Below are 13,310 nucleotides of genomic sequence, written 5' to 3' on the forward strand. Positions count from 1 at the left end.
TGCTTAGCCCTCCACGACGTTGAGGCCCATGGCGCGAGCCGAGCCTTCGATGATCTTGGTCGCGGCGTCCAGGTCGTTCGCGTTCAGATCCTTCATCTTCTTCTCGGCGATCTCACGCAGCTGGCTGCGCTTGATCTTGCCGGCGACTTCGCGGCCCGTCATCTTCGAGCCCGACGTGATGCCGGCGGCCTGCTTGATGTAGTGGGTCGCGGGCGGGGTCTTGGTGACGAAGGTGAACGACTTGTCCTGATAGACCGTGATCACGGTCGGCAGGGGGGTGCCCTTCACTTCCTTCTCGGTGCGCGCGTTGAACTCCTTGACGAAGCCCATGATGTTCACGCCGCGTTGACCCAGAGCCGGGCCGATCGGGGGCGAAGGCGTGGCGTTGCCGGCCGGCACCTGCAGTTTGATATAGCCCAGAATCTTCTTGGCCATTGGTCTCTCCTTACAGTGGACCTGAACTCAATCAGGCCCGGTGAGCCGTGGTCGGGGCATGGCTGCCTCCCACGGATTTATCCTTGGCCCAAGGGCTAAGGAGGCGCGCGTTTAGCAGAGGCGAGCGCGAGAAGCAACGCCTCTCCCTCCCCCTCGGGGGAGGGTGGCTGAGTGCAACGAAGCCGGGTGGGGGCGGCAAGGCGACCCGGACTCCACTTCAAAGAAAAAGGCGACTCGTTGCCGAGCCGCCCCCACCCGGTCGCTTGCGCGACCACCCTCCCCCGAGGGGGAGGGAGAATTCCAGATCAGGCCGCGACCTTCTCCACCTGGCTGTATTCCAGATCGACCGGGGTCGGGCGGCCGAAGATCGACACTGCGACGCGCAGACGGGCGGCGTCCTCGTCGACGCTCTCCACCTGGCCGTCGAACGAAGCGAACGGGCCGTCGATGACCTTGACGGTCTCGCCGATGTCGAAGCGGATCGTGGGCTTCGGACGTTCGACGCCCTCTTCCACGGCGCCGATGATGGCCTGGACCTCACGTTCCGAGACCGGCAGAGGCTTGGTGCCGCCCGCGGCGCCCAGGAAGCCGGTGACCTTCGGCGTGTCCTTGACCAGGTGATAGGCGTCGTCGGTCAGCTCCATCTTCACCAGGACGTAGCCCGGGAAGAATTTGCGTTCCGAGTTGACCTTGCGGCCGCGGCGGATCTCGACGACGTCCTCGGTCGGCACCAGGATCTCGGAGAAGAACTCTTCCAGATCGCGCTGCTTGGCCTGGTCGCGGATGTGCTGGGCGACCTTCTTCTCGAAGTTCGAATAGGCGTGGACGATGTACCACTTGTGGCGCGGGTTGGCGGCCTTGGTTTCGGGCGCTGCATCGGTCATGTGCGCGGCTCCTTGCTTATTGGCCGATGGCGAGGATGAAGCGCGAGGCGAAGCCCAGGCCGGCATCCACGATCCAGAAGAAGATCGACGCGATCAGCACCATGATGAAGACCATCACCGAGGTGATCCAGGTCTCCTTGCGGCTCGGCCAGACGATCTTGCGAGCCTCGGCGCGAACCTGACCGGCGAACTGGGCCGGCGAGGTACGGACCTTGGGCGTCGGCGCGTCGACGGCGACCGTCGAGGCCGAAGCGGCTGCGGCCATCTGCGGCTTCGCGCCGGCGGCGGGGTTGCCTGTGCGGCGTCCGCCGGGGGACTTGGACTTGGCCATGGGCTCTAGAGGTCTCTTCGAAAACGCTTGATCCTGTCCCCGCAGATAGGGAGGCCCAATCCGCGGGAACAGGGGGAAGTGGCAGGAGCTGGGGGATTCGAACCCACGACCCCCGGTTTTGGAGACCGGTGCTCTACCAGCTGAGCTAAGCTCCTAGACAATACAGAACCGCGCCGTGGGAGACCCCAACGGCGCGTCTGCTCGCCAGACCGGGGGCTATGCCTGAGAGGCTGGGTGATTTCAAGAACAAACCTCTCCCTCCCCCTCGGGGGAGGGTGGTCGCGCAGCGACCGGGCGGGGACGGCAAGGCAAGGCTCCACGGACTCGTCACTCGGTCGCCCGGCCGCCCCCACCCGGCCTCGCCTTCGGCTCAGCCCCCCTCCCCCGAGGGGGAGGGAGAATCATCACTGCTCCAGATGCGCCGCGACGGCCTCGGCCTCGTCTTCCGGCTTGATCAACTGCTTGAACAAGAGCTTGTCGATGCGGCGGTCGTCCATGTCGATGACCTCCACCTCGAATCGGCCCAGTTGCAGGATTTCGCCCTCGTCCGGCACGCGCGACAGCTGGTGCAGGACCAGGCCCGCCACGGTGTGGAAGCCTTCGGTCTCGCCGAAATCCTCGCCCAGCACGTCCGACAGCTCTTCCAGATCGGTCTGGCCGTCGACCATCCAGGTGCCATCCTCGCGTTCGCGGATCCAGGCGTCCTCCTCGTCATGGCCCTCGTCGAAGTCGCCGGCGATCATTTCCAGGAGGTCCGTCGCCGTCACCACGCCCTCGAAGGCGCCGAACTCGTCGACCAGGAAGGCCATGTGGACCTTGGACGTCTTCAGGATCTCCAGCGCCTTCAGCACAGAGGTCGACTGAGGGATGAAGGCCGGGGTCTGGACCAGGGCCTCGATGTCGAACTTGCCGGTCGTCAGCAGGCTGTCCAGCAGGTCCTTCTTGTGAACGACGCCCAGCGGATTATCGACGTCGCTCTCCTTGGCCACGACGATGCGCGAATAGGGGCAGTCGCGGATCTCCTCGCGCAGCACCTTGTCGGTGTCGTCCAGGGCGATCCAGTAGACCTCGTGGCGGGGCGTCATGGCGACGCGAATCGGACGGTCGCCCAGTGTCAGGATCTCCTCGATCATGACCTGTTCTTCCGGCTCGATCAGACCGGCCGAGGTGCCCTCGGCGATCATGGTCTCCACCTCTTCCTGGGTCACGTCCGAACCGTCGCGGTCCTTGACGCCCAGCACCTTCAGGATGGCCGAGGTCGAGGCCGTCAGCAGCAGGACGAACGGCTTCAGCACGATGGCCAGGGTCGAGATCGGCGCGGCCATCTTGGACGCCACCGCCTCCGGGAAGATCAGGGCGATCCGCTTGGGCACCAGTTCGCCGACGATCAGCGAGGTGTAGGTGATCAGGATGACGACGATGGCCGTCGATACGAACTCCGCATAGGCGACGGTCGCCGGAATGCTGGTTTCGAGCACATGGGTGAGTTCCCCCGCGATGGTCGCCTGACCGTAGGCGCCCGCCAGAATGCCGATCAGGGTGATGCCGACCTGGACCGCCGACAGGAAGTGGGTTGGATTCTCGGAGAGTTTCAGCGCCGCCCGTGCTCCCCGATCTCCCCGTTCCGCCCGGCTCTGCAGCTTCGACTTGCGTGAGGACACGACCGCCAATTCGGTCATGGCGAAAAGGCCGTTGAGCACCACGAGGAGCAGAACGACGACGACAGCGATGAGTAACATCTAGGGGGATTAGGGGACCAACGCGGCGCAACAGTCGGCGTCCGCCCCTGATCTGTTAGCGGAATGTGGCCGCTTTCGCCACGGTTTCCTTTGACCCGGCGCTTAGCGCGTCCGGCCGGCCTCGACCGAGCCGTAGGCGCCGCCCTGACCGTTGTCGATCGTGGCGCAGGCCGAAACCCCGATCAGGGTGCCGATGAACAGGCCGATCCGAAGCGCACGCCGCATGATGGTTACCAAATCCCTAACGTTCTGACACGAACGTAGGCCCCGGTTCGCGGTTGCATTCAAGCCCCCGCCCCTGCCGGTTGTGCGGAACGGTAAACGGACGTGCGGGTTGGCTAGAACCAGTCGCTTGAGAGTCGAGTCACATGGTTCGCCTGCCCCTCGTCGCCGCCCTCCTCGCCTCCGTGTCCCTGGCCGCCTGCGGCTCCGGCGACCGAGAACAGGCCCAGACCACCCCCGCGCAGCAGGCTCAGCCCGGCCCGGCGGGCCCGATCTCGGAACAGTCCATCGAATCGGCCGCTTGGCAGGTGCAGCCCGCGACGCCGGCGCCCGCCGACCCCGCGACCGCGAGCCCGACCCCGCCTCGCCCGGAGATCGTCCGCGCCCAGATCCTGCTCGACCGCGCCCGTTTCTCGCCCGGCTCCATCGACGGCCACGGCGGCGAGAACACGCGCCAGGCCATCGCCGCCTTCGCCCAGGCCAATGGTCTCCAGTCCGACGGCGAACTGACCGAAGAGGTCTTCGCCCGGCTGGTCCAGAACGCCACGCCCGTTCTGACCCGCTACACGATCACTCAGGCCGACGTCGCCGGCCCCTTCCGTCCCGTCCCGACCGATCTGGCGGATCAGGCCGCCCTGCCTGCTCTGAACTACGGCAGCGCCTTCGAAGGTCTGGCCGAGAAGTTCCACGTCACAGAAGAACTGCTGTCCCTCCTGAACCCCGGGGCCAATTTCGAGCGCGTCGGCGCGACCATTCTGGTTCCCGCCGTCTCGGCCGCGCCCCTGCCCGCGCCGGTCACCCGCATCGTCGTGGACAAGACCGAGAGTTCGCTCAGGGCCTACGGCGCCGACGGAACGCTTCTGGCCTTCTACCCGGCCACGGTCGGCTCCAGCGAACGCCCCGCTCCGTCCGGCCGCCTGACGGTCGTCGGCGTCGCCAACGAGCCGGACTACACCTACGACCCCCAGCGGGTCAGCTACGACCGGGGCGACCGCAAGCTCGTCGTCCCCGCCGGCCCCAACAATCCGGTCGGTTCGGTCTGGATCGAGCTGTCGCGCGACACCTACGGCATCCACGGCACGCCCGATCCCGACAAGATCGCCAAGACGGCCTCCAACGGCTGCGTCCGCCTGACCAACTGGAGCGCCGAACAGCTGGCGGCGGCGGTGAAACCGGGTGTGGAAGTGATCTTCAGCTAGACTCTTCTCCGTGCACCCCAGCGAAGGCTGGGGTCCAGATGGAAAACGTCGACGATCCGAGCAGAAATATCGGTGCGTCGTCCGTGCCGCCTGTGTCCGTGATCTGGACCCCAGCCTTCGCTGGGGTGCACGGATGAGACCTACTCCGGCTCCACCGCCCCCAGCGCCGTCCCGCCCCAGAACTCGCACTGATGCCGGTCGTGGAAGGTCGCATCGACCCGGTCGCCCGCCGGGTCGAACACCACGACCGGCCCGCCACCATGGCTGACACGAGGCCAGTCCGCCTCGAAGTCCGGATCATGCCCGAACCCGGCCCACAGCCGCATCATACGCTCCGACAACGCCCGCTGCCGATCCGTCCACCGGCCCGTATCCGCGAACAGCCAGGTCGTCCCGAACACATAGGCCAGCTCGCTGGCGTGGTAGGCCCCCATGTCCAGCCCCGTGATCCAGTCGGGCAGGATGAAGGGCGCCTCCGCATCGGCGAACTCATAGCCATGCACCGGCACATGCCGCGCCAGCAGCCGCCGCAACGCGTCCGCCGGGCATGAAAACCGGCTGTCGGTGAAGCTCTGGGCGATGGCCACCGCCGGACCTTCCGGCCCCACCGGATACCGCTCCAGCGCCCGCTCCCCGTGCGCGCCATACAGCCAGACCGTCTCCTTCGAATACCGGTCCATATCGCGCACTTCGACGGCGAACAGCCGCCCCTCGTCGGTATTGGTCCCTACGATGGTCGGGACCTGCACGAACCGGCCGGATGCAAAGGCCTCGGGCGGACTGACCGGCACGATGGCGTCGCCATAGACCGGCCCCCACGACCCCGGCCCATTGATCCCGGACCGCAAGGACGGCGCCCGCGCGATCCGCCAGGCCGGCAGCCCGCGCAGACAGGCCACCTGCCCCTGCTGGGTGCAGCCCAGGTCGTCGGCGAACGGCGGCCCGGCCGGGACCTGATCCTTGGCCGCATTCAGCGACTGCGGCTCCAGACACGGCCCGCTCTGCAGGATGACCCGGTGAAACAGCCCCTCCGACCCCGGCGACGCCATCAGGTAACAGGCGCTCCACGCCCCGGTGCTTTCCCCGAACAGGGTCACGTCCCCCGGATCGCCCCCGAACGCCCCGATGTTGCGCTTGATCCACTGCAGCGCCGCCTGCTGGTCCATCAGCCCCCAGTTGCCGCCGATACCCTCGCCCTCCGCCTCGAACCCCGGATGGGCCAGCCAGCCCAGCGCGCCCAGCCGGAAGTTGACCGTCACCACGACCCGGTCCTGCTCCGCCGCCAACCTTGAAGGATCGTAGTTGGCCCCCGACCCGATCGTGAAGGCCCCGCCGTGCAGATAGACCATGACCGGCCGCGCCCGGTCCGGCTCAGTCGCGGGGCCATATATGTTCACAAACAGACAGTCCTCGGACCCGACGACGATCCCGCCGCCCCCGCCCAGGATCGCCTTCCGCCCCAGGGCCTGAACGCAGTCCGACCCCAGCCGCGTCGCATCCCGAACGCCGTCCCAGGTCTCGACCGGCCGGGGTTCCCGCCAGCGCAGATCCCCGACCGGCGCCTCGGCATAGGGCACGCCCAGGAATGCGCGCACCCCGGCGCCCTCGACCCCGCGCACGACGCCGGCCTCCGTCCGCGCCTGCACGAACTCACGATCCGAGGCGAACCGCACATGCCCCACCCCGCCCGGATGGGTCGAGATACAGCCGCCGAGCAGCAACAGACAGGCGAGCACCAGCGGACGAAGGATCATCCGCCTACCTAGGCCTTAAATGCGGGATCACGCCACGCGGCAACGCCGACGCGGACCTCAGTAGTAGCCGTAGCCGCCCCGACGCGGCACCCGCTCATAGCCGTATCGCCCATCGCGATTGTAGCCCCCGAACCCGTAGCCGCAGGGATCGTCCCGCTCCGACAACTGGTTGCCCAGCAGGCCGCCCGCCAGAGCCCCGATCGCCGCGCCCCGCTCCCGGTCGTTCGGTCCCGCGATCGCCGCGCCCGCGATGGCTCCCAGAGCCGCCCCGCTGGCGGTGGCGTACTGCCGGTTCTCCGCATAGTCGCGCTCGCACCGCGACGCATAGCCGTCCGTCGTGGCGCAGGCGCCCAGCAACAGGGTGGCGCCGGTCACCGCCGACAGGGTCCAGATGGCTTTCATCGCGAGGCTCCGTGGAAACACTCGCTGGCGAACGCGGGGTAACCCACGGCGTTCCCTTCTCCCCTTGCGGGAGAAGGTGGCGGGCGAAGCCCGACGGATGAGGGGTACGAGGATGCAGGCGAGATCGGCTGAGCAGACGCTCATCGGTGAGATCTGCGGTCACCCCTCATCCGACCTCGCCTGCGGCTCGGCCACCTTCTCCCGCAAGGGGAGAAGGACAAAGAAAAAGGCCCCCCGGATCGCTCCAGCGGGCCTTTTCAGATCGATCCGAAGATCGGTCTTCTTTTACTCGACGATCTTGGCGACGACGCCGGCGCCGACGGTGCGGCCGCCTTCACGGATGGCGAAGCGGAGCTTCTCTTCCATGGCGATCGGCGTGATCAGTTCGACGTTCAGCTCGGCGTTGTCGCCCGGCATGATCATCTCGACGCCTTCCTTCAGCTGCACGATGCCCGTCACGTCGGTCGTGCGGAAGTAGAACTGCGGGCGGTAGTTGGTGAAGAACGGCGTGTGACGGCCGCCCTCTTCCTTGGTCAGGATGTAGGCTTCGGCCAGGAACTTGGTGTGCGGGGTGATCGAACCCGGCTTGCACAGAACCTGACCGCGCTCGACGTCTTCACGCTTGGTGCCGCGCAGCAGGACGCCGACGTTGTCACCGGCTTGACCTTGATCCAGCAGCTTGCGGAACATTTCGACGCCCGTGCAGGTCGTCTTCTGGACCGGACGGATGCCGACGATCTCGACTTCCTCACCGACCTTGACGATACCGCGCTCGACGCGACCGGTGACCACGGTGCCGCGGCCCGAGATCGAGAAGACGTCTTCCACCGGCATCAGGAACGGCATGTCGACCGGACGTTCCGGCTGCGGGATGTAGTCGTCGACGGTCTGCATCAGGGCCAGAACCTGCTGTTCGCCGATTTCCGGGTTCACGCCGTCGGTCGCGGCCTTGGCCGAGCCCATGGTGATCGGAATGTCGTCGCCCGGGAACTGGTAGGACGAAAGCAGCTCGCGCACTTCCATCTCGACGAGCTCCAGCAGCTCCTTGTCGTCGACCAGGTCGACCTTGTTCATGAAGACCACCAGGGCCGGCACGCCGACCTGACGGGCCAGCAGGATGTGCTCGCGGGTCTGCGGCATCGGGCCGTCGGCGGCCGACACCACCAGGATCGCGCCGTCCATCTGGGCGGCGCCGGTGATCATGTTCTTCACATAGTCGGCGTGGCCGGGGCAGTCGACGTGCGCGTAGTGACGGTTGGCCGTCTCATACTCGACGTGCGCCGTGTTGATCGTGATGCCGCGGGCCTTTTCTTCCGGCGCGGCGTCGATGTCGGCGTAGTTCATCGCCTTGGCGCCGCCGGCCTTCGCCAGCGTCATCGTGATCGCCGCCGTCAGCGTCGTCTTGCCGTGGTCAACGTGACCGATCGTGCCGATGTTGCAGTGCGGCTTGGTGCGTTCGAACTTTTCCTTGGCCATTCTCTTCTCTCCGTCCCCTGAAATGAGGGGGCTTAGTCCTTGGGGTTTTCAGGGAGCACCGGCAGGTCCGAAGACCTGCCGGGATTGGGTTGGTGCTTAGGCGCTGTACTTCTTGATGACTTCGTCGGCGACGTGCTGCGGCACCGGCTCGTAGTGGTCGTACTGCATGGTGAAGGCGGCGCGGCCCTGCGACATGCCGCGCAGCGTGTTCACATAGCCGAACATGTTGGCCAGCGGCACGAAGGCGTTCACGACGGTGGCGTTGCCGCGCATGTCCTGACCCTGGATCATGCCGCGACGGCCGTTCAGGTCGCCGATGACCGAACCGAGGTAGTCCTCGGGGGTCACGACCTCGACCGCCATGATCGGCTCGAGCAGCTTCGGCGAACCCTTTTCCTTCAGTTCGCGGAACGCGGCGCGCGACGCGATTTCGAAGGCCAGGACCGAGGAGTCGACGTCGTGGAACTTGCCGTCCGTCAGCGTCGCCTTGAAGTCGATCAGCGGGAAGCCGGCCAAGAGGCCGTTGTCCTTGGCCGAGGTCAGGCCCTTTTCGACGCCCGGGATGTATTCCTTGGGCACCGCGCCGCCGACGATCGAGTTTTCGAACACGAAGCCCGAACCGGGTTCACCAGGTTCAAACGTGATCATGACGCGGGCGAACTGGCCCGTACCACCGGTCTGCTTCTTGTGGGTGTAGTCGATGTCGACCTTGCGGCCCAGCGATTCACGATAGGCGACCTGCGGCGCGCCGATGTTGGCCTCGACCTTGTAGGTGCGCTTCAGGATGTCGATCTTGATGTCCAGGTGCAGCTCGCCCATGCCCTTCAGGATCGTCTGGCCCGACTCGTGGTCGGTCGAGACGGTGAAGGAGGGGTCTTCCGAGGCCAGCTTGGCCAGGGCGACGCCCAGCTTCTCCTGGTCGGCCTTCGACTTCGGCTCGACCGAGATCTCGATCACCGGCGCCGGGAACTCCATCTTCTCCAGGATGACGGGCGACTTCAGGGGATCGCACAGGGTGTCGCCCGTGCGGGTTTCCTTCAGGCCGGCCAGGGCGACGATGTCGCCGGCGTAGGCTTCCTTGACGTCTTCGCGGTTGTTCGAGTGCATCTGCAGCATGCGGCCGACGCGCTCTTTCTTGTCGCGCGACGAGTTCAGCAGCGACTGGCCGGTTTCCATCTTGCCCGAGTACAGGCGGCAGAAGGTCAGCGAGCCGACGAACGGGTCGTCCATGATCTTGAAGGCCAGGACCGACAGGGGCTCTTCGTCCGAAGCCTTGCGGACGACGGGCTCTTCCGTCTTGAAATCGATGCCCGGGGTCGGCGGGATGTCCAGCGGCGACGGCAGGTAGTCGACGACGGCGTCCAGCAGCGTCTGCACGCCCTTGTTCTTGAAGGCCGAGCCGCAGAGGATCGGGTAGAAGGCGCCGGTCAGAACGGCCTTACGGATGCACTTCTTGATGGTGGCTTCGTCGGGCTCGTTGCCCTCCAGGTAGGCTTCCATCGCCTCGTCGTCGAGTTCGACGGCGTTGTCGATCAGGTACTGGCGCGCTTCCTTGGCCTTCTCGACCAGGTCGTCCGGGATCGGCACGTCCTTGTAGGAAGCGCCCAGGCCGTCGTTGTCCCAGACCACGCCGGTCATGCGGACCAGGTCGACCAGGCCCGACAGCGAGGATTCGGCGCCGATCGGGAACTGGATCGGCACGGCCTTGGCGCCCAGACGGTCGCGGATCGACTCGACCGAGGCGTCGAAGTCGGCGCCGATCTTGTCCATCTTGTTGACGTAGACGATGCGCGGAACCTTGTACTTGTCGGCCTGGCGCCAGACGGTCTCGGTCTGCGGCTCGACGCCGGCGTTGCCGTCCAGCACGGTCACGGCGCCGTCCAGAACGCGCAGCGAACGCTCGACTTCAATGGTGAAGTCCACGTGTCCGGGGGTGTCGATGATGTTCAGGCGCTTGCCCTGCCAGAAGGCGGTCGTCGCGGCCGATGTGATGGTGATGCCGCGCTCTTGTTCCTGGTCCATCCAGTCCATGGTGGCGGCGCCGTCGTGGACTTCGCCGATCTTGTGGGACTTGCCGGTGTAATACAGGATCCGCTCGGTCGTCGTCGTCTTGCCGGCGTCGATGTGCGCCATGATGCCGAAGTTGCGGTAGTCCTCAAGCTTGTGAGTGCGGGCCATGAAAGCGTGCCTTGAATGGATGCGGGACGCTTGAGCCGCGTCCGGGGGAAGTTCGTCGATGTGGCGGATATGCGGGCGCGGGCGATTTAGCTGAAACCGCCCGCGCCGGATAGTCCTAGATAGTCAGCGCCCGCCCCATACGTAAGGGACATGACGCTTTGAAGGCGGTTACCAGCGGTAGTGGCTGAAGGCGCGGTTGGCTTCGGCCATCTTGTGGGTGTCTTCACGCTTCTTCACGGCGGTGCCGCGGTTGTTCGAAGCGTCCAGCAGCTCGGCCGCCAGCTTTTCCGTCATGGTGTTCTCACCACGCTTGCGCGCGGCGTTGACCAGCCAGCGGATGGCCAGGGCGCGGCGACGGTCGGGGCGAACCTCGACCGGAACCTGGTACGTGGCGCCGCCGACGCGACGCGAACGGACTTCAACGGCCGGCTGAACGTTTTCCAGGGCGGTGTGGAAGGTGACGACGGCTTCGACGTCCTTCTTCTTGTCGGCCAGGATGTCGAAGGCGCCGTAGACGATGTTCTCGGCGACGGCCTTTTTGCCCTCGTACATGACGTAGTTCATGAACTTGGTGACGGTCAGATCCTTGTACTTGGGATCCGGCAGGACTTCGCGTTTCTGGGCGCGGTGGCGACGTGACATGGGTTTGGCCTTCTAGTTCGGTATCGGACGGCCAGGCTGACCTGGCGAATGGAATGGAGCGGTCGCTTACTTCGGACGCTTGGCGCCGTAGTGCGAACGGCGCTGCTTGCGGTCCTTGACGCCTTGCGTGTCGAGCACGCCGCGCAGGATGTGGTAGCGAACGCCGGGCAAGTCCTTCACGCGGCCGCCGCGGATCAGAACAACCGAGTGTTCTTGCAGGTTGTGGCCTTCGCCGGGGATGTAGCACACGGCTTCGTAGCCCGACTTGGCCAGGCGGACCTTGGCGACCTTACGCAGAGCCGAGTTCGGCTTCTTCGGGGTCGTGGTGTAAACGCGGGTGCAGACGCCGCGACGCTGGGGCGAGCCTTCCAGAGCCGGCACCTTGTTGCGCACGGGCTTGGGCTTGCGGGGCTTGCGGATCAGCTGGTTGATAGTCGGCATTCGATTAAGTCTCGACGTTTGATGGAAGCGTGTGCCTGTCGGCCGGAGCGCCTCGGTTTCCTTCTTTTGAACGGCCCTTGATGAGCCGCCCGGGGTCGTTCGAGACCGGATCGTGGACACCCAAACAGCCGCCGGTTCGCTCCGGCGAACCGGAAAACACAAAAGCCCGGAACGCGCGCTTCGGGCGTTCCGGCGGGCACAGCCCGTCCGTCAGATTGTCACGATCAGGAAGGCCCGCCGGAACGGGCCGCCTCGAAAGTCCGGCGCGTTTACGCGTGGAGGCCCGTCAGGTCAAGGCCGGCCTCGACTTCGCCGGCCCGGTTCGACCAGCGCGCCATTCTCCATCTGGAACCGGACAGTGAACTCCACACGCCCTCCAGGTCTAACGCCGCCCAGAGAGCGGGGGCTAAGACGCGCTTCGGACGCCGCTTCGAGGGCGTAGGCGCCCAGGCCCATGCCTTCGGGGCGTTCAGACACCACCCGACAATCGGACATCCGACCTTCGGGCATAGGCGCGCAAGAAAGGGTCACCGCTCCATCATCGGCATCCGGCGTGAAACTATGAGGACTGGACGCGCACGCGCTCAAGGCGGCGCCCAGTGCGACCACCGCCATCGGACCCAGAGTTCCACGCTTCATCCTACGCCCTCCTCCCCAATGCCGCGAACAGCCCCAACCGGACTTGCAGATATCAGGTGCGGGGTTCCGAGACGTCCGTCTGGATCCTGCGGTAGCGCGTCATGGCCGCCGCATCGATGGCCATCCGCATGGTGAAATCCTGTCGGCCGGTGTTGGCTGGCCTCCGCCCGCCGCCCACCGGCTGCATGCTGGCCCGCCCCTCTCGCGCGGAGGCCAGGGCTTCTTCGGCCATGCCGTATCCGCCGGGCTTCTCCCGCGTAACGCGGCAGTCCTGCAGCCCGCCGTCCGACTGGACCCAGCAGTTCATCGTCACCTCGACGTCGGTGGGCGTGAGGGCGGCGTCATCGGTGGAGGCGCAGCCCGTCAGCCCGATCAGCACCGCTCCCGCCACCGCCATCCGCATGTTCGTCAGTCCTCGACCGGCTTCGTCAGATCGAACTCTACCCTGAAGTGACGGTTCGCGCGACGCAGCTCATAGGCGAACATCCGATCCGGATGGACCTCGATGGCCCAGACGTTGGTGGTCGAGACCTGGGCCCCGCCCGCGATGAACTGGTCGATCGATTCCTGATCGACCGGAAAGGCCTGGCGCTCCGCCGTCCCCGCGTCCGCCGTGTCGCCGCCGTACATGTGATAGCCGTGAATCACGCCCTCGGGGTCGCGGTGATCGTGCTTCAGGCGCAGACCCTCCTCCGTGCGGGTCACGATCCAGCGCCGCGAGCGATCCTCGCCCACCGCGAACGGAATGCCCACCTCGGTCGGCGAGCAGTCGCGCACGTGCATCAACAGGCGCTGGCTGGCGAAATCGGCGTCCGCCGCATCGGTCGTGACCACCCGCCCTTCGAATCTCTGACCGCACAGGGCGTTCAGTCGGGACAGAAAGACATCCTGCGGATCGGACGCGGCCGAGGGGGTGGCCGAGAAGGAAAGAAGGGCGCTAAACGCGGCGGTCAGGGCGATTTTCATAC

General features: G+C 66.2%; 14 protein-coding genes and 1 tRNA gene. 1 reads left to right on the plus strand and 14 read right to left on the minus strand.

Annotated features, from left to right (window positions below; all coding sequences use genetic code 11):
* Nucleotides 1-3: 3 nt before the first annotated feature.
* From rplK to ACETK8_RS16295, 6 genes are all read right to left on the minus strand, one after another.
* Nucleotides 4-435: a 50S ribosomal protein L11 gene (rplK, locus tag ACETK8_RS16270; protein WP_055829960.1), complete on the minus strand. Its 432-nt coding sequence runs from the start codon at nt 433-435 to the stop codon at nt 4-6.
* Between the two features lie 305 nt (nt 436-740).
* Nucleotides 741-1,319: a transcription termination/antitermination protein NusG gene (gene nusG, locus ACETK8_RS16275; RefSeq protein ID WP_374036874.1), complete on the minus strand. Its 579-nt coding sequence runs from the start codon at nt 1,317-1,319 to the stop codon at nt 741-743.
* A gap of 16 nt (nt 1,320-1,335) precedes the next feature.
* On the minus strand, nt 1,336-1,650 hold the full coding sequence (gene secE, locus ACETK8_RS16280; RefSeq protein WP_374036875.1) for a preprotein translocase subunit SecE: 315 nt from the start codon (nt 1,648-1,650) through the stop codon (nt 1,336-1,338).
* 79 nt (nt 1,651-1,729) lie between these two features.
* Nucleotides 1,730-1,805, minus strand: a tRNA-Trp gene (locus ACETK8_RS16285).
* Nucleotides 1,806-2,054: 249 nt separating this feature from the next.
* Nucleotides 2,055-3,389 (minus strand): hemolysin family protein, encoded by a 1,335-nt coding sequence (locus ACETK8_RS16290; RefSeq protein WP_374036876.1) that lies wholly within the window; start codon nt 3,387-3,389, stop codon nt 2,055-2,057.
* Between the two features lie 102 nt (nt 3,390-3,491).
* Nucleotides 3,492-3,614, minus strand: coding sequence for a hypothetical protein (locus ACETK8_RS16295; protein ID WP_374036877.1), 123 nt, complete (start codon nt 3,612-3,614; stop codon nt 3,492-3,494).
* Between the two features lie 143 nt (nt 3,615-3,757).
* On the opposite strand from ACETK8_RS16295, the gene ACETK8_RS16300 reads away from it, so the two are divergent.
* On the plus strand, nt 3,758-4,810 hold the full coding sequence (locus ACETK8_RS16300) for a L,D-transpeptidase family protein (protein WP_374036878.1): 1,053 nt from the start codon (nt 3,758-3,760) through the stop codon (nt 4,808-4,810).
* Nucleotides 4,811-4,950: 140 nt separating this feature from the next.
* On the opposite strand, the gene ACETK8_RS16305 is transcribed toward ACETK8_RS16300, so the two are convergent.
* The 8 genes from ACETK8_RS16305 to ACETK8_RS16340 all read right to left on the minus strand — a co-directional run bounded on the left by ACETK8_RS16305 (nt 4,951) and on the right by ACETK8_RS16340 (nt 13,308).
* Nucleotides 4,951-6,564 carry a carboxylesterase/lipase family protein gene (locus tag ACETK8_RS16305; RefSeq protein ID WP_374036879.1) on the minus strand — a complete coding sequence of 538 codons (1,614 nt, stop codon included), beginning with the start codon at nt 6,562-6,564 and terminating at the stop codon, nt 4,951-4,953.
* A 57-nt stretch (nt 6,565-6,621) separates the two neighbouring features.
* Nucleotides 6,622-6,966: a glycine zipper 2TM domain-containing protein gene (locus ACETK8_RS16310; protein WP_374036880.1), complete on the minus strand. Its 345-nt coding sequence runs from the start codon at nt 6,964-6,966 to the stop codon at nt 6,622-6,624.
* A 285-nt stretch (nt 6,967-7,251) separates the two neighbouring features.
* The gene (gene tuf / locus ACETK8_RS16315; RefSeq protein WP_374036239.1) at nt 7,252-8,442 is read right to left on the minus strand and encodes an elongation factor Tu; all 1,191 of its coding nucleotides are present in this window, start codon (nt 8,440-8,442) and stop codon (nt 7,252-7,254) included.
* Between the two features lie 96 nt (nt 8,443-8,538).
* Nucleotides 8,539-10,620: an elongation factor G gene (gene fusA / locus ACETK8_RS16320; protein WP_374036881.1), complete on the minus strand. Its 2,082-nt coding sequence runs from the start codon at nt 10,618-10,620 to the stop codon at nt 8,539-8,541.
* 168 nt (nt 10,621-10,788) lie between these two features.
* Nucleotides 10,789-11,262, minus strand: coding sequence for a 30S ribosomal protein S7 (gene rpsG, locus ACETK8_RS16325; RefSeq protein ID WP_374036882.1), 474 nt, complete (start codon nt 11,260-11,262; stop codon nt 10,789-10,791).
* A gap of 66 nt (nt 11,263-11,328) precedes the next feature.
* A complete protein-coding gene (gene rpsL / locus ACETK8_RS16330; RefSeq protein ID WP_271083702.1) occupies nt 11,329-11,703 on the minus strand; it encodes a 30S ribosomal protein S12 in 375 nt (124 codons plus the stop codon).
* 691 nt (nt 11,704-12,394) lie between these two features.
* A complete protein-coding gene (locus tag ACETK8_RS16335; RefSeq protein ID WP_374036883.1) occupies nt 12,395-12,745 on the minus strand; it encodes a hypothetical protein in 351 nt (116 codons plus the stop codon).
* A gap of 5 nt (nt 12,746-12,750) precedes the next feature.
* Nucleotides 12,751-13,308, minus strand: coding sequence for a hypothetical protein (locus tag ACETK8_RS16340; protein WP_374036884.1), 558 nt, complete (start codon nt 13,306-13,308; stop codon nt 12,751-12,753).
* Between the last annotated feature and the right edge of the window lie 2 nt (nt 13,309-13,310).

This window comes from Brevundimonas staleyi (assembly GCF_041893865.1).
Classification (GTDB): Bacteria; Pseudomonadota; Alphaproteobacteria; order Caulobacterales; family Caulobacteraceae; genus Brevundimonas; species Brevundimonas staleyi.

Coding starts and splice junctions, on each gene's coding strand:
- rplK (WP_055829960.1), bottom strand. CDS start 435: ATGGCCAAGAAGATTCTGGGCTATATCAAACTGCAGGTGCCGGCCGGC.
- nusG (WP_374036874.1), bottom strand. CDS start 1,319: ATGACCGATGCAGCGCCCGAAACCAAGGCCGCCAACCCGCGCCACAAG.
- secE (WP_374036875.1), bottom strand. CDS start 1,650: ATGGCCAAGTCCAAGTCCCCCGGCGGACGCCGCACAGGCAACCCCGCC.
- ACETK8_RS16290 (WP_374036876.1), bottom strand. CDS start 3,389: ATGTTACTCATCGCTGTCGTCGTCGTTCTGCTCCTCGTGGTGCTCAAC.
- ACETK8_RS16295 (WP_374036877.1), bottom strand. CDS start 3,614: ATGCGGCGTGCGCTTCGGATCGGCCTGTTCATCGGCACCCTGATCGGG.
- ACETK8_RS16300 (WP_374036878.1), top strand. CDS start 3,758: ATGGTTCGCCTGCCCCTCGTCGCCGCCCTCCTCGCCTCCGTGTCCCTG.
- ACETK8_RS16305 (WP_374036879.1), bottom strand. CDS start 6,564: ATGATCCTTCGTCCGCTGGTGCTCGCCTGTCTGTTGCTGCTCGGCGGC.
- ACETK8_RS16310 (WP_374036880.1), bottom strand. CDS start 6,966: ATGAAAGCCATCTGGACCCTGTCGGCGGTGACCGGCGCCACCCTGTTG.
- tuf (WP_374036239.1), bottom strand. CDS start 8,442: ATGGCCAAGGAAAAGTTCGAACGCACCAAGCCGCACTGCAACATCGGC.
- fusA (WP_374036881.1), bottom strand. CDS start 10,620: ATGGCCCGCACTCACAAGCTTGAGGACTACCGCAACTTCGGCATCATG.
- rpsG (WP_374036882.1), bottom strand. CDS start 11,262: ATGTCACGTCGCCACCGCGCCCAGAAACGCGAAGTCCTGCCGGATCCC.
- rpsL (WP_271083702.1), bottom strand. CDS start 11,703: ATGCCGACTATCAACCAGCTGATCCGCAAGCCCCGCAAGCCCAAGCCC.
- ACETK8_RS16335 (WP_374036883.1), bottom strand. CDS start 12,745: ATGCGGATGGCGGTGGCGGGAGCGGTGCTGATCGGGCTGACGGGCTGC.
- ACETK8_RS16340 (WP_374036884.1), bottom strand. CDS start 13,308: ATGAAAATCGCCCTGACCGCCGCGTTTAGCGCCCTTCTTTCCTTCTCG.